Origin of the sequence: Luteibacter sp. 9133 (assembly GCF_000800155.1) — a bacterium.
Taxonomy (GTDB): domain Bacteria; phylum Pseudomonadota; class Gammaproteobacteria; order Xanthomonadales; family Rhodanobacteraceae; genus Luteibacter; species Luteibacter mycovicinus.
Genome location: NZ_JUHO01000001.1, coordinates 3,677,279 through 3,696,291, shown reverse-complemented (window position 1 = coordinate 3,696,291; position 19,013 = coordinate 3,677,279). Strand labels below are relative to the sequence as shown.

The window sequence follows — 19,013 nt, the reverse complement described above, 5'->3', positions numbered from 1 at the left end:
CCAGGCATGGGTTGCGTCGCTACGAGAAAATGAACGGGCCGCTTGGCTCTGTTCTTATTGCGAGTGGATGGATGCACTCGCACAAGGACTTCGGAACGGGCCAGTCGAGCGCCCGTCCGATGACCTCACCGCGGATTGCCAATCGGCAAAGTGCCGGTTGGTGTAGCGCGGGTCGGTAGGCCCGCCACGAGGCTTGGGGTGTCGCGCGTCCTCAGACACGGTCTTGCGGCTTTCGTTGGAGGGCATGATCGGCGAGCCCGTGTCGCGTCCGACCGCCGCCGCCGTGGGACCGGTCGTGACTGGGTGGACCGGTCAGTCTTGGGCCCGCGGTTGGTCCGACAGCACCGCTCCGCAAGCCACGCAAGCCTGGATGGTGGCTCGGGAAGGGCAGACGGCGCGTTTCGTGGGCTCCCCAGCGGGCGAGCACGACTTCAGGTGGGAAGTCACCGTCGCGCCGGTCATCGATGAGGTCGGCACACCGACCGAACTGATCGTGCTGCTGCGCGACATCACCGAGCGGATCCATTTGGAGCGCTCGCTGGATGCGATCAACGACACGCTGCGGGACCGTCTCCAAAGGAGCCAGGCGACCGCCGCGGCTGCCGCTGGCCGGGGCGACGATCTGGCACGGAAACTGACTGGTGCCGAGGCGCGCGAGGAGGAAGCGGCGGAGCGTGAATATCGATTGCAGGGACACCTGGACCTGGCGCAACCCGGACGCGATGCCGCTGAAGCGGTCGCCCGGCAGGCTCAGAAGGGGGAAGCCGTCGGCCAGGTGGTCGCCGGGATGGCGCATGACTTCAACAACATGCTCCAGACCGTTATGACGGCCGTGGAAGCCGTGGGCGCGCCGGAAGGCCCGCGGGCCGCGACGCAGCAGCGGCTCCTGAACTTCGCCGATCAAGCCGCCCGTCAGGCGGCCACGATCAGCCGGCGGTTGCTCGCGTTCAGTCGCCAGAACCCGCATCAGCCTGCATGGTTCAACCTGGGGACCGTTGTGTCGGACATGTTGCCCCTTTTGGGCCACAGTGTGGACAGCAGCATGGCGGTCAGCAGCGAGGTGCCGGATGCCCCATTTGGGGTATTCGCCGACCAGCACGCCATCGAGCAGGCGTTGATGAACCTGTTCGTGAATGCCCGTGACGCCAGCGGCGGCACCGGTGCCATTGAGGTCACCGTGGGCCGGGTCGAACATGCCGGCACCGCGCACGCCGGCCAGCGGACGGGGCCTTACGTGTTTGTAGAGGTTTCCGACGCCGGCGCCGGTATGCCGCCGGAGGTTCTGGCCCGGGTGTTCGAACCGTTCTTCACCACCAAGTCCGAGGGCATGGGAACGGGGTTGGGCATGCCGCAGATTGATGCGTCGATGCGCTAGGCCAACGGCCACGTCGATGTCAGCTCGGTCGTGGGGCAGGGCACACGCGTGCGGCCGTGTTTCCCCGAAGCGGTCCCGATGGCCTGACCGGCCCGTTGCTACGCGCGCAGCGCCGCGATGGCGGAAAGAAACTCGCGCCCGGTGGTGGGCTTGGGCACAAACGGCAGCCCACGCAGTTCGGTAGGTAGATCGTCTCGATGAGCGGACGACACGATCACCGTGGGCACGCCCAGCGTGATCAACATGTTGGCAACCGGCAAAGACGTGCCCACGTGCAGGTGGTAATCGAGCACAGCAAGGTCCGGCACTTCTGCAGCCACGGCGCGCAAGGCTTCCGGGGCAGTGACGTAGGGACCTAACACGATGGCGTGCTGCGCGCTCAACAGCAATGCCCATGCCTCGCCAATCAACGCATCGTCTTCGACCAACAGCACGCGCTGTCCTGTGAGGCTCATGGGATCATCGCTTTGCTGAGAGAAGGGGCAGCATGACACAAGGCGCCTCTGGCCGCAGTGCTATTCGCGAATGACTTGCCAACTACCGTCAGCGCCTTCTTGCCGCACCTGCACCTCGAAGCCGGTTTCTTCCAGCGCACGGGCGCGATCACACGCGGCATGCATGGCCGTAAGCCCATCCCGATACGACGTGCCTTCTCTGCCTTCTTCGGAGACATGCCAACCACTGCCTGGCGCCGATGGATGCATGATGTAGATGCGAACGGTCATGGCGCCAGCTCTGCGTGAAACGCTAAAAATAGTGTATGGGGGCTCGGTGGCGAAAGGTCGCATGCCAAATCGCCCAATCACCTTGGCTTCAGCATTCTGGCGCGCCCAACTTCGCTGCCCTGCGAAAGCGCAACCCGTTGAGCGCCAGGGTGAGATGAGAATTTGTGGACGAGGCATCGGTTCGCTCTCGATTCGCTCTTCCAGCCGTGCCGGAGCCGGATAGATTCTCAAACGGTGTTTGCCAGGTTCTGGCATGACAACGGCTCAGAAAAAGAAGCCATTTAGGGGTGCTTTTCGCTTCGGCGCAAGACGTGCTGCGTCAGGAACGCCTCTGCCGGCACAGGCTCGCCGAACAGGTAGCCCTGCGCATCGCTACAGCCTCGCTCGGCTAAATAAGACAGCTGCGCCTCCGTTTCAACGCCCTCGGCGATCACCTGAAGCTCAAAGCTTCGGCCGAGGTAGAGCACCGCATTAACGACGGCAGCATCCCCGGGGTCGGAAACGATGTTTCGAATGAACGAACGATCGATCTTCAGGCGGTTTACGGGAAAGCGCTTGAGCAGGCTCAATGAAGCGTAGCCGGTGCCGTAGTCGTCGAAGGCCAGTCCTACTCCCATATCGCGCAGCGCCTGCAGCGTCTTAACAGTCGTATCGTCGCTGTGCAGCAAGATGTTTTCAACGATCTCTAATTCCAGCGCGGAAGGCGGAAGTCCGGTATCCGCCAAAACGCGTTCAACGGTGGCGATCAACTGATCCGACCGCAGTTGAGAGGAAAAGATGTTGACACCAATGCGAAAATGACGACAGATCTTGCGCCACTCCGATGCCGCTGCACAGGCTTGTCGGAGCGTCCATTCGCCGATCGCCGGTGCCGAGGGTTTCTCGCTGAGTACATCGATGAACCCCGCGGGCGTGAGCAGTCCTCGCTCCGGATGATGCCACCGCATCAGCGCTTCGGCGCCCATCAGGTCTCGGGTACTGGTCGATACCTGGGCCTGGTAGAAGAGTTCGAATTCGCCGCGATCAAAGGCGAGGCGCAGCTCACGCTCGAAGGCTCGTCGAGCCACCACCACTTCCCGAAACGCCGGCGTAAATAATTCAAAGCGTCCTTTCCCTGCTGCTTTGGCACGATACAGCGCCAAATCCGCAGCACCGAGCAGCTCATCGGGCAGTGCGCTGTGCTGCGGGGAGAGCGAAATGCCAATGCTCACGCCCACATCGACGGGTTTTCCCAAGAACTCGAACGGCCGGGAGATAGCGGCCACCACGGCTTCGGCCAATTCCGACGCGTCAATCGGGTCATTCCCGTTCATGAGAACGACAAACTCGTCGCCGCCCAGGCGTGCGAGGAGAACCGATCGCCCGCAGGTATTACGCAAGCGCTTGGCTACCTCGATCAGGACGTGGTCACCCGCTGGATGGCCCAGCGTATCGTTGACCTCTTTGAACCCGTCCAGATCCAACAGCAAGACGGTGGCCGGATGTTGGGCCGCCAACACTTCGGCTAATCGATCGCGCCACGCCGCGCGATTGGGCAGGCCGGTGAGCGCATCGAGCGCAGCCAGTCGAAACAGTCGGTCTTCGTGCTGACGCCGGACCGTGACATCGCGAACGATAACGCCGACGCTGACCGAATCGGCCTCACGCCATGCCGACAGCGAAAGCTCTGCAGGGAATTCGGTGCCATCCCGCCGCAGTCCCGAAAGCTCGACGGTTTTCCCCGTCAACTCTGAATGTTCACCATGCTGTAGGCGCGCCACTTCATCCTCGTAGGTGTCGCGCCAGCTGTCGGGCACGATGAGGCTCAACGCTTGACCGTGCACTTCTTCAGCCGTGTAACCGAACAGCCGTTCGGCCGCGCCGTTCCAAAAGTCGATGTGTCCTTCCGTGTTGGAACAAATGATCGCATCGGGCGAGGTGACGGCGATCTTTTCAAATCGCATCTGGCTACTGCTACGCAGCTGCTCAAGCCGCCGCTGTTCGAGCCGTTCCATCACTAGCGCAGCAATGTCCGTTAGATTCGCTCGATCGAAAGGCGTGAGGGGGTCGCGACGCTCATGATCGATCACGCAGACCGTTCCCAGTCGCTCACCCGTCCGGGTCACGAGTGGCTTGCCCACGTAGAAGCGGATGAATGGCGGCCCTAGGACCAGCGGATTGGATGAAAATCGGGGGTCGCTGAGTGCGTCAGGAATCTCGATGATATCGTCCGAATCGATTGCGTGCGCACAGAAGGAGACTTCGCGGTGGGTCTGGCAGATGTCGAGGCCATGGTGCGACGGAAACACTTGGCGATCGCGGTCCACCAACGAGACGAGCGCGATGGGTGCACGGAACAGTCGTGCAGCTAGCGCGGTGAGCCGATCCAGCTCTTCGATGGGACTCAGCTCGCACGATTGGTACTCGGCAAGCACCGCCAGCCGGCGCGATTCCGATTCAGAAGACGGGACAGGGGGCAGCGTCACAGGCACACTCGTTCTAGCCAGTTAAGGGCATAGCGTAATGGAGTCCGCGTCGCAAGAATGGGACAAGAGGGCGGCGCCTGACGCTGTGCAGAAGGATAAGTTGGGCTAAGTAGCTGCCGTAGCGTTCGCGCGAGCGTGCCGATTTTGTGCAACCAGGCGCGGCGGCGGAGCGCCATTGGAGTCCGAGCGGCGCCTTGATGCAGGTGCTTAGAAGGAAAAGTGTGGGTCCGCGGCTGCGCCATAGGGCCGCAGGGCTTGATTGCCGCGCGGGCAAAGATAAGCTGGGTCACCTCAGGAGACTTTTACCGTATGCCGCAAGCTAACGCCGACCTTGAAAGCATTCGACTGTCTCGGTTGGACGCCCTGCAAGTCCTGGACACCGGTTCGGAACCCTTGTTTGACGCTCTGGCACAGGCGGCAGCGCTGGTCGCCGGTACGCCGATTGCGCTGATCACCCTCCTTGATGCCGAGCGGCAGTGGTTCAAAGCCAATGTGGGCTTGGAGGGCTTCAATCAGACCGCTCGGGGAATCGCGTTCTGCGATCATACGATTCGTGACGATGAACTGTTGGAAGTGCCAGACGCGGGTGTGGACCCGCGTTTTTCCAAGAATCCGCTCGTATTGGGTGAGCCGCATATCCGTTTTTATGCCGGCACACCCATCGTGCTCAGGGACGGTGCGCGGATGGGCTCGCTGTGCGTGATCGATCGACATCCACGTGAGTTAACCGGCACTCAGCGGCAGGCGCTAGCGGCCCTGGCCGCAGCCACGGGTGAGGCGCTGGAGCAGCGCGCCTTGGCTCTCGTGCGAGCCGAGATGCTCGAGCGCAATGCCTCGGACAATCGACAACGCGCCGAAGCTCTGGCACGCACGCAATCCGCCCTCGCGGATAGCGAACGATTGTTAGAGCGAACCGGTCAAGTGGCAGGGGTGGGCGGCTGGCAGTGGGACCTCCGCGATGATGTGCTCACCTGGTCCGCGCAGACGTGCCGCATCCACGATCTCCCGGTGGGCCATCGTCCCACGGTCGCGGAAGCCATCGGCTATTACACGCCCGCAGCCCAGGCGGCACTGACCGAGGCTATCGAGCGGTGTCGCAGCACCGGGTTGGGCTGGGACCTCGAATTGACCTTGACTACGGCTACAGCGCGACGCATTTGGGTCCGCGCGCAGGGCGATGCGTTGAAGGAGGGCGCAGAGCTGGTGGGGCTCATTGGGGCTTTGCAAGATGTCAGCGTGCGCCGGCAGGCGATCGAGGCGCTGGAGGCAAGTGAGCGCCGCTTCCGTAATCTGTTCCAGCACAGCCTTGGGTTCATCTGTACCCACGATCTGCAGGGCATTTTGCTCTCGGTCAACCCTGCCGCAGCGCGCTCCTTGGGTTATGAGATCGGCGAACTGCTCGGCATGCCATTCACCCATTTCATGCGTCCTGAACATGGTGCGGTGTTCCGGGCCTATCTCGAACGCATCAAGACCGCAGGAAGCGACTCGGGATTCCTCGAATTGCGGGCGCAGGATGGCCGGTCGGTGACTTGGCAATTTCACAATGTCCTCGAGACCGAGGCGGGTGATCCCTACGTGTTGGGCTATGCCCAGGACATCACCGAGCAGCGACGCCATGCGCGGTTGCTTAAAGAGGCCTCCTTCCGCGACCCCCTTACCGGATGTGGCAATCGACGCATGTTGAGCAAGCTAGCCCAGAAGGCAACGCCTGAGGACACTTGGGGTTGCCTCGCTATCGATCTCGACCAGTTCAAGGCGGTCAATGACACCTACGGCCACCAACGGGGTGACGAAGTATTGATCGAGATGGCGCAATTTCTCACTCGGCGATGCGGACTCGGCGATACCGTCATCCGTCTGGGCGGCGACGAGTTCCTCGTGGTTATGGAGTCCGGCGAGGCTTCGTTTCTTAGCCAGGCATTGACCGCTCTGGACCGGGATCGGTTGGAGGCGCCGATTAGCTTCACTGTGGGCACAGCCACTCGCGCGCCCGGCGAACGACTGGAGGAAACGGTGGCGCGCGCCGACCAGCAGTTGTATGCCGCGCGGGCGGAGCGTGACACCACCAAAAAGCGCGACGGGATATGACCGGGACGGTGCGTGGGCCGCGAACTTCTACCATACGACACCGCCGGGAGACATCCCGGTGAGGTCCAGCCAAATCGGCGGCGGCGAATCGCATGCCACCACGCGGGCACTGAATCATTCTTCAGACCAGCGCAGGGTTGCCGATAACGCCCTATGCATCCGATATCAGACACCCATTGGTCGATGGCCTGCCGCGAAAAGGCAAGGCGCACAGTGCGCCACAACCCAGAGGCTCAGATGGCGCCGCGGCGCTATGATGGATTGGGCGCACCCGGAGCTGTCTCATGCCTAAGGTGATGGCGGAACTCGAACGATTGGCGATGCTCCGCAGCCTGAGGCTGTGGGACGTCGTCGACCCGCCCGAGCTGGATCGCCTCACACGATTGGTCGCCCAAGTATTTTCCGTGCCGACGGTGCTCATTTCGCTGGTGGGGCGGGACGAGCAACGCTTCATCTCGAAGGTCGGTTTTGAAGCCCGCGGCACGGAGCGCGAGGCGTCCATCTGCGCGGTGGCCATCCAGCAGGGCGGCGTCTTCGAGGTCCCCGATTTACGCGCGGACCCGCGCTTTGCGAACAATCGGTTGGTCCTGCACGACCCGCACCTTCGGTTTTATGCGGGCATTCCACTCCTTACCTCGTCGGGGCATGCCATCGGGACCTTGTGCCTGATTGACTACGAGCCGCGCCAACTGACTCCAGGGCAACGGGAGCAACTCGCCGCGTTTGCTCGGCTGGTCATGGATCAAATCACACTACGGCAAACCGTGGGCCGACGAGATCCAATCACAGGACTATTCAATCGGCAGCAGTTCTACGCCGATTTGACCGCCTTGGCTGACGGCAGGTTCTCGGGCACCCGTCACCTGGTGTTGGTCGATGTCATGGACTTGCCGCTCGCGCATCGCTTGGCCCATGCCCTTGGCATGGGTCCAGTGGAGACGATGATCCGCACGGTCGCGCAACGGCTCGAGGACGCGGTTGCTCCGCATGCCCAGCTCTATCATGTGGCTGTGGCGCGGTTTGCCTTCATCCTTCCCGACGTTATCTCATTTGAAGTGGATCCCGTACTGACTGCGGTCGCGCAGGCCACCGGGACGCCGGTCCGCGCCCAGGGCATCCCGATCCAGCCTGTCTGCCACGGCGGGGTGGTCGTCTTTGATGCCCATGACGCGGAAGACGCGCTACGCAAGGCCGTCGGGGCGGTGCAAGAAGCCATCGATGCACGCCGGACATGGCAACACTACGACGAACGGTATGACGAGGCGCATCGCCGTCAATATCGCTTGGCGGTGGACGTTCCCGCCGGGATAGCCCAGCATCAGTTCCGCGTGGTGTATCAGCCTAAAGTGCGGCTTAAGGACGGCATGATCGTAGGCGCTGAGGCACTGTTGCGATGGACGCATCCGGAGCTGGGCGAGGTGTCGCCGGCGGAATTTATTCCCATTGTGGCGCGCACCATCAATCTGCGCGCGCTCACCGATTGGGTCTTGGATGAAGTGTGCATGCAACAAGCCGCGTGGGCAGCGGAAGGCATTGACTTGCGTGTGTCGGTGAATGTGGCTGCCGCTGACTTTGACGACGGAAAACTCCTGGAGCGAGTACTGGCGCCGTGCGTGCGGCACGGCGTACAACCGCATTGCATCGAACTGGAAATCACCGAAGGCGAGTGGCTGGCGCGGGACGATTCCGTGCTCACCCAGTTGAGTCAGCTTCGGCGGGCAGGTGTGCTTATTGCGATCGATGACTTCGGCACGGGGTACAGCAACTTCTCGTATCTTTATGACATCCCGGTGGACACCCTGAAATTAGACCAGGGGCTCATCCGCGGTTTCATGAACAACGATCGCCAGTTGGCCATCCTGCAAGGCGTGATACGGCTGTGCGGACGCATTGGCCTCTCGGTGGTCGCGGAAGGCGTTGAGCGAGTGGAGGAGCATCGTAGCCTGACGCGCTTCAAGTGCGAGGTGGGCCAGGGGTTTCTCTATTCGCCTCCAGTTGATCCAACTCAGTTTCTCATTTGGATGCGCCAAGGGGGACGTGCGACCGTCTGACAAGGCCTGCGGCGGCGAGATCAATCTTGTGTGAGGGGGGCACGGCTCAGGCACGTACCGGGCGCCACCTTGGTAGGGTGCATGGTGCATGTCGTCGCATTGAGGGAGCAGGGGAAGAAAGGGGAGGCGGTGGGTCGTTTGCGGCGCACGAGGGCTCACGCGTCTGGCTGGCCCCAATGGTCTTCGTCTATCCAGCCCGACGGACGCTGGGCCGCCCACTCCAATTCCCGTGCCAATCCATCGGAAATGAGCTGCCCATGGAGCCAGGCACGGAGGACATTTTCGGCGACGCCAAGCACGTTCGCCTGCGCGGCAGTGCCGATCACCTTGTCGTTTTCAAGGACTGCGCAGAGCGCGAGCAGGTTCTCATGGCGGATGCGTTGCAGTTCACTCATGGGGCCAAGCGTAGGCAGGCAGCAGTCTGCTGAGGTGTGACCCAGTTAGCGGTTTATTTGTGACTGCACGATATCGGCACTTCTCATTCTGTGAGCGACGAGTCCGGACCATTAGGAGCGCGTCAGCGTGGTTTACAGATTTCCAAAGTCGGCACAGGCAAAACCCCGTAGTCGAGTTCGGACCGATCAGGGGCGAAGCAGCTGAAAGCGGCGGATGCTGCCTAACGGGAAGCCGAGGGACCGAATGTTCATTGAATGCGCGGATGCCACGCGGGGGCACGGACCGGCGCGGGCGTACAAAAGGCGCTTCAGAGTTGATGACTACCAATATGTTGAACGAATCTTCGAAGACCCTTGCCGGAGCCATGAAGACGACCTATCAGTTAGCCGAATTAGCGCGTGCGTACTTGAATAAGCGACATCGGCCTACAAACGCGTTCCAGTCGAAGATCAGAACCAATCGAAACAAGTTGAATTCCATGACGGAGTCGCTCAACGCACTGAGTGGCCTCAACCGGTACGCATTCGGCAACGTCAAAGTACGCTCCAAGTCCGATCGCGTGATAGTAAAAAGTCTCCGCGATGCCATCTGAGAGGTCCAGGAGGGGCGCTTTGACGTTGCCTCCGAGCTTTTGGATGAAGCGCGACGACTCGCACCCGAATACTTCGAAGTCGCCCGTTCGCTTGCCTTCGCAGCAAACCTTCAAAAGCTTCCGTAATCATTCAGCGGCTTAGCCGGGCGCGTGCCGGAGAGGACCTGCAGCTTGTCTCTCATTTCGCGGCGTGGTGTGACAGAGAGTCGCGTCCGGTGAGCACGGCCACATCCAGACGTCCGTCCGTGGGATTGGCATAAAAGGTCACTGAGCAAAATGGAGTCGGATGCAATTCACGGTTTGGAAACACGCGTCGTGGTAGCGACATGGGGTGGAAGACAGGGATAAGTTCTCCGCGCCCTCGGCATAGTTGGCAAGCGTCGCCGGACGTACCATATCGGAACACTTATTTGGCTGATGCCATCTAAATTGACGCCCACTAGGCGCTCCTCGCCATTGCTCCGGACCCTGGTAGCGGAGCCTGACGGGTGGGACGCTGGGCTTCGTACGATAGTTTCAGTCTGGACCTGCACGCGGGCGAACCTGGGCGCGGCGCTCCAGGCGTGCTTGTGCGATCGGCCGGCCAACTTCCGACCGGCCGGAGCAGACGCCGCTGACTGGACCGGGATGCTTGCATCGCGCACGATCGCTTCGGAAAAGAGAATAGCGTTTAATCACAACGAATTCCTCTGTGCCAGGGTGTTGGATACGCGTGCGCTTCGGCCTGCCCGAACTGCATTCCGTCTTTGATGTTGAATTGGACGACTTTGGCTGCTACTTCCTTTGCCAATGCTGCGGTCGCCGAAAAAAGCTGACCAGCGTTTCTGGCTCCGGAGGACAATGCGGTGCGTTTGTGCAGGTAGACGACCGGCCGCGGTAGCGGCACCATGGGGGGCATCAGGGGAGGAATTCACGCATGGCGGACTGCATTGTTCGAAGGCGATTCGACGTCGACGGGACGACGTGTTTCGTGGATTTGGTCGAGGGCTATCCGTCGGGGAATTGGATCGCTCGCGCGGAGTTGCCGGACGGCCACCGGTTCATGGTCGAAGGAATTTTTGAAACCGAGACCGAGGCCCTTGCCGCGAGCGTTGAGCAGGTCCGCTACGCCTTGGCCAACCACCGGCCGCGCTGAATCCGATGGATCGCGCCCACAGGAGGTGTTCGCGGCGTCGCGTACCATGACGCCAGTCATCAGATTCGGAAGTGCACGCATGGCTGGTCCGAGTTTCTTGGGCCTTGAGATTGGCGACTGGGCCACGCGGATAGGGGCTATAGGCGCCGCCGGTGCAGCCATTGCCGCCGTGGTTGCCGCAAAGCAGGCGCTTGCTGCGGCGAAACTCCCTCTTGAAGCGGCGGAGCGCAATCGCGCTCATCGAGCGAGGATTACGGCGGAGGCTATGGCGGAAGAGATGGTTGAAGCCGAGACTTACGCAAAGAAAGCTGCCGGCGTTGTCCAAGTTCAGGTAGACCGGTCGAGAGAGAAACTGTTGGCGATCATTCCGTCGCTGAAGATTCGCCGGACGGCGATGCTCAAACGCAGCTTGATCGGCTCCGGGGGCTTCGGAGAGGACGGTGCCGAGATTGTGATCGCCGTATCCGGTCTTCTGAACGTCAACCGCCTTCTATCCGGCGTCGAGCGGTGGGAGATCAATGCAAACACTCTTGCAGGATTCTTGCCTCGCGAGGAGGATCGTCTGCTGGACATCTCGCACCTTGCCATCGGGGTTGCCGAGCACAGCGTGCGGACGCGAACCGTGGAGTCGGCCACGCCGGTGGCGGCCGCAAGCTGACAGTTGTTTAGGCGCGTGGTCTATACGAGACGGACGGCATCAATCTGTCGCATCGAGAAGGAAACCCTCTGAAGGGGAGGGCCACAACCGCCCCTGCCGTGCTCGGGTTCGAGGCAGTCCTTGACAGTTATGGGGTTAGGCCCCTAGAAGGCATCCCGAAGGGCTGGAAACGGTACAGGATCGCGGGGCCGGGAAGTTGGTGCTTTCCGACCCTTTTCCATGGGCAGATGCCGTAGATGGCGTGATTCTCGCCTCGATGAGCCGCTGGGCAACCAACTGCTGCGCCACCGCATGCCGGGTAGCGCCGGCCGTCCTCGAGTCAAGGGGACTAACAGCCATGCGGCAGATTTCGCAGGGTCGCCATGACCTCCCGTATGGCCGCTGGCTTTCGCAGATACGGTCGCGCGCGGAACTCGGCAGGCACCTCATGGGGATCGCAGGAGGAGACGAAAAAGAATGGCACGCCGATCCGAGTCAGCGCCTGTGCGACCGGGAAGGACGTGCCATCCAGCAGATTGATGTCGAGCATGGCAGCAGCCGGTGGGCGCATGGCAATTTCCTCCAGCGCACCGGCAGCGGACGGGCAAGGCCCGGCTACATCTACCCCGGCTTCCGCCAGGATGTCCGCCCAGAGAGCCCCCAAGATAGGGTCATCTTCGACGACCAAGAGTCGAACGCTTTGGATCTGCATCGCTCACCCGCTTCAGGACATCACGGCGGACAACGTGATCCAAAGAATGGGATGCCGGGGTGAAAGGCGGGTTAGCCGGTCGCAAGATTTGTCGAGGCGAAACAGAACCGTGTTATCGCGGGCCTACGCGACAGCGTGCGCGTGTTCAATCGCCCGTGTCAGATCATCTCGATTGAAGGGTTTGATCAGACGAATCGCGGTCAGAGGAGCATCTTCGGTCGGCTCGCTGGGGTCCGAGAGCATGATCACAATGGCCATGCCGGGGTTTTTTAGACGGGCATCGGCCAAATAGGCGCCAGACCGGTCCTCGCCCGGTGCGGGCACGGCAGCGGCGAGAAAGTCCACCCGCTCTCGCAGGATCACCGAGGCCGCCGCGCCGGAATGGCTAGTGGCAATCAGCACGTCATAGCCCCGCGCGCGCAAGCAATCAGCCACCGCATCTGCCACAGTGGAGCGCGGTTCGATTACGACGGCAAGCGAAGAGGAATTGATATTCATGGCAGGCGCTGGTGGCGGGCATGACCCGCCCAAAAGGGCGACCATTTTAACCCACAGAGCGAGCGCCTCGGATTGTCCGGTCCCAGCGGGCTGACGCGGAAACGGGGGGCTCGCGCCTACGGAATGCTCAAGGTCGTCCCTAGGACGCCGTTACCCCCTATACGGCTGAAGCAGTTAAAACGGTGTTGCTGTGAGCATGTTGGGTAAGGTCATCTGGTATCACCCGGAGTTGCGGGTCGCCCTGATTGAGCGTGGCGGTGGCTTCACTGTGGGGACGGTCGAAGACGGACGGCTCTGTTTGGGCTCCCTGGTTCGAGGCAACCTCCGCGATCCGGGCCAGACGACGTTGACGAACGACGTCGATGGCTGCCCAGTAGGCTTTCTGGTCGAGGCCGACGCGCTTTCTGAAGAGGAAGCCAACGAACTCTTAGGGTTCGTGCGTGATGCCTCATCGGGGAAGGACGATCATGCTGAGTAGGGCAGCGGCGCGCGCGATGCTTGCCAGGCGCCTTACCTTCCCAACCTGGGCAATGACGTTTTTCTAACACCGGATCGGCGATAACGCCGGGCGAGTTTGCGTTGCGACGTGGTTGTTACAATGCCCAAGACCCTCTTTGCCGGTGACGGCCCAGCCGCCCGCGCTCAATCATCTTTCGATTGGTCCACTCACCCGCTGGGGCTGCCATCGGGCTGGCCGTCGAGCCTGAAAGTCGCCATTAGGCTGATCATGGGGGCGCCGGCCTCGATGTATATCACCTGGGGCCCCGAAGAGTATTTCTTTTACAACGACGCCTACGTGCCCGCCCTTGGAGCAAAGGAGCCGTTCGCTGCGGGCAGCACGCTACCCAGCCTCTGGCATGACGTGTATGACCAAGTCCGCCCCATGCTCGTCGATGCGCGTCGGGGGATTGCCAATCGATTTGAGGACATTCCCTTGCGCATGGCGCGCAGCGGTGAACTCGAAGATACCTGGTGGTCGTTCTTCTTTAGCCCCCTCTTCGATGAGCACGGCACGGTCGTGGGAATGTTGTGCCAGACAAACGAAAGCACCGACAAAGCGCTCCGTCACCGCCAGTTACTCTCCATCGAGCGCGACTACCGCGCTCTTAGTGATCGGTTGGAAGAACGGGTGTCGCAGCAGACCTCCGATCGGGGCCGCGTGTGGGAGTTGAGCAACGATTTGTTGGCGGTCAGTTCCACCGGGGACTACCTGGAAGCCACCAATCCAGCATGGACCCGCATCTTGGGTTGGCAACCGGTCGAGTTGGCATCCCTGGCGTATCCCAACTTTATCCACCCCGAGGATGTGGCCCGCACCCATAACGCCTTTCAGGAAGTCCGCGATGGCGCCCCCATGGTGCGCCTTGACAACCGGTTAAAAACGCGCGAAGGCAAGTTCCGTTGGTTCGCCTGGTCCATCGTTGGGGAAGATGGGCACTTCTATTGCTCCGCACGCGATATCACCGAAGACAAGGCCCAAGCGGCAGAGTTGGAAAGTGCCCAGGAACAACTGCGGCAGGCGCAGAAGATGGATGCGGTCGGCCAACTTACGGGCGGGATTGCGCATGACTTCAACAACATTCTGGGCGGCATCTTGGGTGCGTTGGAAGTCAGCCAACTGCGCTTGGAGCAAGGCAAGGTTGAGGACCTTCCCAAACTGCTCAATCTCGCCACCGCGTCGGCCCAACGCGCTGCGGCGTTGACCCACCGATTGCTGGCATTCTCGCGGCGCCAGACGCTCGATCCCAAGGCCATGGACATCAACCGCCTCGTGGCCGGTCTCGAAGACATGATCGCGCGGACGATCGGGCCGGCGGTCCAACTGGAAGTGGTGCGCTCGGCTAACCTGTGGCCGGTGTTTGCCGATCCATCTCAGGTCGACAACGCCTTGCTCAACCTTTCGATCAATGCCCGCGACGCGATGCCAGACGGGGGACGGCTGACGATCGAGACGGCCAACCGCTGGATCGATCATCGCACTGCCAAGGATCGGGGCATCCGACCGGGGCAGTATGTGTCCCTGTGCGTGAGTGACTCAGGCACGGGCATGTCGGCGGAGACCCAGGCGCGTGCATTCGACCCGTTTTTTACCACCAAGCCGCTGGGCCAAGGCACAGGCTTGGGGCTGTCAATGATCTACGGCTTCGCCCGGCAATCCGATGGCGACGTGCGCATCTACTCCGAAGAGGGGAAGGGCACCATGGTCTGCCTGTATCTGCCGCGTCACCACGGTGAGGCGGTCATTGAGCCGGATCCACTCGTCGGGACCGCCGAGCCCGGCGCAGGCGAGGCGATCCTGGTGGTCGAAGACGAGGCGAGCATTCGAATGCTCGTGGTGTCGGTGCTTTCCGAACAGGGCTACCTCGTCATGGAGGCGAAGGATGGTGCAGAGGCCTTGGCCATTGTCCGGTCCAAGGCCAACATTGACCTGCTCATCAGCGACGTGGGCCTTCCTGGCGGGATGAACGGACGTCAAGTGGCCGATGCTGCGCGTGAGATTCGCCCTGGGCTCCCGGTGCTCTTCATGACGGGATATGCCGAGAACGCGGTGATCAGCCATGGTCACCTCGATCCTGGCATGGAGGTCATGACCAAACCATTTGCGTTGGCCGACCTGCTCCAACGGGTTCGGACGCAGTTGAGCGCAACGACCGAGGAGCCCATCAGCGCGGCGACGGGCGCGGTGGACGCGCGCGCCCCAAGTTAGGCCGAGGTTCCATGGGAGTGACGTCCGATCTCCAGGCCGTGCGTCTAGGCTGATTCGCCATCATCACCGACCTGCAGGGCAACCTTATCGGCCAGAACGATGATACCCATGCCCAAATCCGCTTGCCGGCCGGGTTGTTCGGCCAGGCCGCGCATGGCCGGGACGCCAGCGCTATCATGGGGCGGTCCATAGCCATGTCAGGGAAGGTGGCATGCGCTTAATTGCTGACGGCCCCAAGCATTCCCGACGCATGGCTCGAAGCGCGCGATGCGGGGGATGTGCTGTTTTTCAGTGGGGCAGGGGTGTCCCTCTACAAGGCACGCCTGCCTGACTTTGCGCAGCTAGCCTGGCGGGTGGCCAACGATCTAGGTGCGGGCCGGCACGGACCGGCACGGCACCTGCTGGATGCATCCAAGCCAAGGGAGGAAGGCGCAAAGCCCTTGCCATTTGCCGTGGATCGCGTGTTCAGCCTGCTCCAGCAATAGTTTGAGGTAAATGACGTTCGTTGCGCGGTGGCGAACCCATTGAAGGTGCCGGATGATGTCGAGCTATCGCCGCACCACATTCTCCTGGCGTTAGCTCGCGCAGGCACTGATTCAGCGCGCTTAGTGACCACCAATTTCGCTCTCTAATTCGAACGCGCCAATCCGGACATTCGTTCATCGGCGCCCCCGCATTTGCCCGATCCGCGCCGGCCCAAAGACTTTCGCGGCGTTGTGCACCTGCATGGGGACGTGACCGCCGACCACACCGGAGCGGCGCACGACGAGTTCGTGCTCTCAAGCGCTGAATTTGGTCATGCCTATTTGTCGGACGGGCGGGCCACACGCTACCTGCAATTGCTCGTACAGCGCTTCATCATCGTGTTCGTCGGCTATTCGGCGGACGACCCGACGGTGTAATACCTGCTGGAGGCGACGAATCGCACATCGCCAGGCAATGAACGTCTGTTCGCTCTTCATGCCGGCACCGCTGAGGAGGCTCATGACCAGCGGTCACACCGGGGTGTCATGCCCATTCCGTTCCAGGGCTTTGACCGACTGTGGGCAACACTGGACGCGTGGGCTAAGCGGGCCCAGAACGTTGCGGCATGGCAGCGCTCGGTCATCGACGCTGGCATGGCAGGTCCCCAAGCATGCGCACCGCACGAGCGCGGGATGGTGGCGCACTTAGCACGCACCGCGATCGCGTGTTCCGGCCGGATGGCTTATTCAAGCGTGAAAAGCAGCGCAAGCTCCAGGTCATGCACGTCGGGACAAGCGGCAGCGGTCGCGCGCAAGGCCAAAACATGAAGGTGATGTCTGGCTTGCGGAAACTTAGCCTGGCCTAGGGCTTCATCAAGGGCGACGGCCGCCGCAATGACCGACTCGAGCGGCAGGGGGAAGGGAAGTTCTGGCACGACGCATCCATGGTGTGCGGGCAGGAAGTATAAGGGTAGCCGGCAACCGAAAGCTGCTGCGATGAGGAGGCTCAGTCTGCCTTTTCGGCAAGGGATGGCGAGTGGCACGCGAGCCACTGATGCCGTTCTTCGGTCGTCAGCAACGGTTCGAGGGCTGCCCAAACGTTCCGCAGCGTCGTCAGAGACTGGCCCGCTCGCGCCAGGGCTTGCTTGCACGCTTCGTCGAGGTGGCCCCAGGCGTCGCGCCGCGAGGCGATGAAACCGATGCGCCAATTCCGGAACCGGCGGACTTCGTCGTCCGCCTCGGTGGCCAAGCGATTGGCACGGGCGAGGGCGTCGCGTTGGTAACCCTGGTGCTGCAGCGGGTTCGAGCCGGCCAAGCGCTCGTTCTTCTGACAGTGGGCTAGGATTTGTTTGGGCGTGTACCGCGAAAAATCGCCACTCATCCGAGCATCTCCGACAGCGTCCAAGATTCAAGCGAGGTGTGCGCAGCCAGCCGCTGTTCAACCGCTGGGGCGTCCACGCGGTGCGCCACGGTCTTCGCTTGGCGTTGCAGTTGGGCCGCATGCAGGCCTTGGACGCTCGCCAAGGCTCCGAGTCGGTCGCGCATCAGGGCAACGGCGGTATCGGCTTGGTCGGCCAAGGCGTGCGCTTGGTCACGTGCTTGGTCAAAGCGCGCTGCACCATCGCGCAGCCGCTCAAGGTGGCGCAGGGTGTCCACGGTCTTCAGCGCTTCATCTTCAATGGCTCGCGCCATAGATGACGCGCGGTCAACATTGGCCCGAAAGATAGCGGGCGCAGTCGTCCATTGGTTCGCCGACGTGAGCCATGCATCGGCCAGCTGTTGCAGCAGGGCCGCATGGTGGGTCATTTCAGCCACCGCTTGCTCGAGCGTTAGGCTTTCGGAGCGGGCCGCGCGCCAGTCCGGATGACGCGGAGTCGGGGATGCCGCTGGCGTGGCCGGCATCGGTGTCGACGACGAATGGCGACGCTTGCGACTGAGCGCGACGACGGCGAAAGCGGTGGCGACACCCAAGCCGAGCATGAGCATGAGCATGAGCATGAGGATTTCGCTCCAAAGAGAGGTAGGGGGCGATGCCGACGCCGGTTACGGCATCGTCGTAGCGACGAACATCGGAATCGTGCGTCCGTCGACCAAGGCGCATTGGACCGCCACCCGGGTCGGCACGAGCGTCAACTGTGGCTCGCCGCCGCGCAGGCTCGCGCCCACCACCTTGCCGTAGACGACGACCTCGACGCTTCGGCCGAGCGGGTTGCTGGCAATCGTGTGCTCCAGCTGGCGGGCCTCAGTCTCGGTGGCCGGGGCATAGGCTGCGAGCCCCGGATTCGCGGCAAAAGTGATGCTGGCCGCGCCGTCCGCCACCCGCACGCGCAGGTCGGGTCCAATTAGTGAGCCCAGGTCGTATTGCCCATGGTCGAGGTCGTAGGGCGGCATGTGCATCCGAACCGGAGGCAGTTGCACAAAGGGATTGCTCTTCGCTTCGGCGATCGCCTGGTCGAGCTTGGGCTTAACCTTCGCCACCGCGTCTTGCTGGGCAAACGCGTCGCTTGTGTTTTGGAAAGTTGGGTCGAATCGAGCCGCGACCGCGTTGTAGTCCGCCGGCGTGCCTGACACAGCAAAATAGAAGCCGGCCCAGGCCAGCTCGTCGTGGCCCGGGGCTCGGTATTGGTCGAAGGGCCGTTCGGTCGACGTCACCGCCGGCACTGCGCTCGTGGCGCTCGCGGCGACCGTTGAGGGCGCCGTTTTAGATGCACTGGCCGACAGAGCTGGGGCGTTGGCGGGGGCGCTCGGGTCTGGCGCGCCGGACGAGCAGCCCACCAAGGCGGCTGCAGCGAGAGACAGCCAGTTCCGCCGGGCCATCACTTGGCCTCCTTTTGGAGGACGACTTGCCACGCGGACGCACTGGTCGGGGTGTGCGTGGCCGGGTCGATGGCGTAATCCACGACCACGGGCTGCACGGCCGCGATGCTCCAGCCTGCCTGAGCCAGCTGGCTCAGGCTGTGTCGACCCGCTTGGGGGCACTCCAGCGGGGTCGACGACGTAAGCTTGTCCGCTTGGCCCGTGGTGGTCGGGGCGGAGTAACAGACATCGGCCTGCCCGGCAAACGCAGCCGTACTGAGTGGTAACAACGCGAAAGCAGCCAATGAGCGAAGAAACACGAACATGCAGGCGATTCCCTGTCTTGGGCCGACTGTGACGAGCGAGGGC

General features: G+C 62.2%; 19 protein-coding genes. 9 read left to right on the top strand and 10 right to left on the bottom strand.

Translation table 11 applies throughout. The annotated features are described in order from the left end of the window. Positions 1 to 370 precede the first annotated feature (370 nt). Entirely contained in the window at positions 371 to 1,375 is a 1,005-nt protein-coding gene (locus FA87_RS16150; RefSeq protein ID WP_197062430.1) for an ATP-binding protein, read from the top strand. A 98-nt stretch (positions 1,376 to 1,473) separates the two neighbouring features. Here the strand turns inward: FA87_RS16150 and FA87_RS16145 are convergent, their stop codons facing one another. From FA87_RS16145 to FA87_RS16135, 3 genes are all read right to left on the bottom strand, one after another. Next, positions 1,474 to 1,830, bottom strand: coding sequence for a response regulator transcription factor (locus tag FA87_RS16145; RefSeq protein ID WP_043695951.1), 357 nt, complete (start codon positions 1,828 to 1,830; stop codon positions 1,474 to 1,476). Positions 1,831 to 1,890: 60 nt separating this feature from the next. Next, a complete protein-coding gene (locus tag FA87_RS16140) occupies positions 1,891 to 2,100 on the bottom strand; it encodes a hypothetical protein (RefSeq protein ID WP_043695948.1) in 210 nt (69 codons plus the stop codon). Between the two features lie 281 nt (positions 2,101 to 2,381). Further along, complete coding sequence (locus FA87_RS16135; protein ID WP_052191397.1) at positions 2,382 to 4,565, bottom strand: EAL domain-containing protein; 2,184 nt, start codon at positions 4,563 to 4,565, stop codon at positions 2,382 to 2,384. A gap of 309 nt (positions 4,566 to 4,874) precedes the next feature. On the opposite strand from FA87_RS16135, the gene FA87_RS16130 reads away from it, so the two are divergent. Continuing rightward, positions 4,875 to 6,656, top strand: coding sequence for a diguanylate cyclase (locus tag FA87_RS16130; protein ID WP_043695946.1), 1,782 nt, complete (start codon positions 4,875 to 4,877; stop codon positions 6,654 to 6,656). 284 nt (positions 6,657 to 6,940) lie between these two features. Then, a complete protein-coding gene (locus tag FA87_RS16125; RefSeq protein ID WP_043695944.1) occupies positions 6,941 to 8,707 on the top strand; it encodes an EAL domain-containing protein in 1,767 nt (588 codons plus the stop codon). Positions 8,708 to 8,862: 155 nt separating this feature from the next. Here the strand turns inward: FA87_RS16125 and FA87_RS20825 are convergent, their stop codons facing one another. Beyond that, on the bottom strand, positions 8,863 to 9,102 hold the full coding sequence (locus FA87_RS20825) for a hypothetical protein (protein ID WP_156128572.1): 240 nt from the start codon (positions 9,100 to 9,102) through the stop codon (positions 8,863 to 8,865). A gap of 1,509 nt (positions 9,103 to 10,611) precedes the next feature. On the opposite strand from FA87_RS20825, the gene FA87_RS16115 reads away from it, so the two are divergent. The 3 genes from FA87_RS16115 to FA87_RS21030 all read left to right on the top strand — a co-directional run bounded on the left by FA87_RS16115 (position 10,612) and on the right by FA87_RS21030 (position 12,242). Further along, positions 10,612 to 10,830, top strand: coding sequence for a hypothetical protein (locus FA87_RS16115; RefSeq protein ID WP_043695939.1), 219 nt, complete (start codon positions 10,612 to 10,614; stop codon positions 10,828 to 10,830). Positions 10,831 to 10,876: 46 nt separating this feature from the next. Continuing rightward, the gene (locus FA87_RS16110; protein WP_156128571.1) at positions 10,877 to 11,488 is read left to right on the top strand and encodes a hypothetical protein; all 612 of its coding nucleotides are present in this window, start codon (positions 10,877 to 10,879) and stop codon (positions 11,486 to 11,488) included. A 337-nt stretch (positions 11,489 to 11,825) separates the two neighbouring features. Then, positions 11,826 to 12,242: a hypothetical protein gene (locus tag FA87_RS21030; RefSeq protein WP_197062429.1), complete on the top strand. Its 417-nt coding sequence runs from the start codon at positions 11,826 to 11,828 to the stop codon at positions 12,240 to 12,242. 60 nt (positions 12,243 to 12,302) lie between these two features. Here FA87_RS21030 and FA87_RS16100 read toward each other — a convergent pair whose 3' ends face one another. Then, complete coding sequence (locus FA87_RS16100) at positions 12,303 to 12,677, bottom strand: hypothetical protein (protein ID WP_043695931.1); 375 nt, start codon at positions 12,675 to 12,677, stop codon at positions 12,303 to 12,305. Between the two features lie 196 nt (positions 12,678 to 12,873). Here FA87_RS16100 and FA87_RS16095 point away from each other — a divergent pair, with 196 nt between their 5' ends. From FA87_RS16095 to FA87_RS16085, 3 genes are all read left to right on the top strand, one after another. Then, positions 12,874 to 13,155 carry a hypothetical protein gene (locus FA87_RS16095; RefSeq protein ID WP_043695928.1) on the top strand — a complete coding sequence of 94 codons (282 nt, stop codon included), beginning with the start codon at positions 12,874 to 12,876 and terminating at the stop codon, positions 13,153 to 13,155. A 120-nt stretch (positions 13,156 to 13,275) separates the two neighbouring features. Then, complete coding sequence (locus FA87_RS16090; RefSeq protein ID WP_081996700.1) at positions 13,276 to 15,384, top strand: hybrid sensor histidine kinase/response regulator; 2,109 nt, start codon at positions 13,276 to 13,278, stop codon at positions 15,382 to 15,384. 677 nt (positions 15,385 to 16,061) lie between these two features. Then, positions 16,062 to 16,286 carry an SIR2 family protein gene (locus FA87_RS16085; RefSeq protein WP_043695925.1) on the top strand — a complete coding sequence of 75 codons (225 nt, stop codon included), beginning with the start codon at positions 16,062 to 16,064 and terminating at the stop codon, positions 16,284 to 16,286. A gap of 305 nt (positions 16,287 to 16,591) precedes the next feature. On the opposite strand, the gene FA87_RS16080 is transcribed toward FA87_RS16085, so the two are convergent. The 5 genes from FA87_RS16080 to FA87_RS16060 form a co-directional block, all read right to left on the bottom strand. Beyond that, positions 16,592 to 16,783, bottom strand: coding sequence for a hypothetical protein (locus FA87_RS16080; protein WP_043695922.1), 192 nt, complete (start codon positions 16,781 to 16,783; stop codon positions 16,592 to 16,594). 71 nt (positions 16,784 to 16,854) lie between these two features. Then, positions 16,855 to 17,163 (bottom strand): hypothetical protein, encoded by a 309-nt coding sequence (locus FA87_RS16075; RefSeq protein WP_197062427.1) that lies wholly within the window; start codon positions 17,161 to 17,163, stop codon positions 16,855 to 16,857. 62 nt (positions 17,164 to 17,225) lie between these two features. Continuing rightward, the gene (locus tag FA87_RS16070; protein WP_043695918.1) at positions 17,226 to 17,846 is read right to left on the bottom strand and encodes a hypothetical protein; all 621 of its coding nucleotides are present in this window, start codon (positions 17,844 to 17,846) and stop codon (positions 17,226 to 17,228) included. Positions 17,847 to 17,891: 45 nt separating this feature from the next. Beyond that, positions 17,892 to 18,665 carry a hypothetical protein gene (locus FA87_RS16065; protein ID WP_043695915.1) on the bottom strand — a complete coding sequence of 258 codons (774 nt, stop codon included), beginning with the start codon at positions 18,663 to 18,665 and terminating at the stop codon, positions 17,892 to 17,894. Then, a complete protein-coding gene (locus FA87_RS16060) occupies positions 18,665 to 18,970 on the bottom strand; it encodes a hypothetical protein (protein WP_043695913.1) in 306 nt (101 codons plus the stop codon). The genes FA87_RS16065 and FA87_RS16060 overlap by 1 nt, the downstream gene beginning before the upstream one ends. Positions 18,971 to 19,013: the final 43 nt, after the last annotated feature.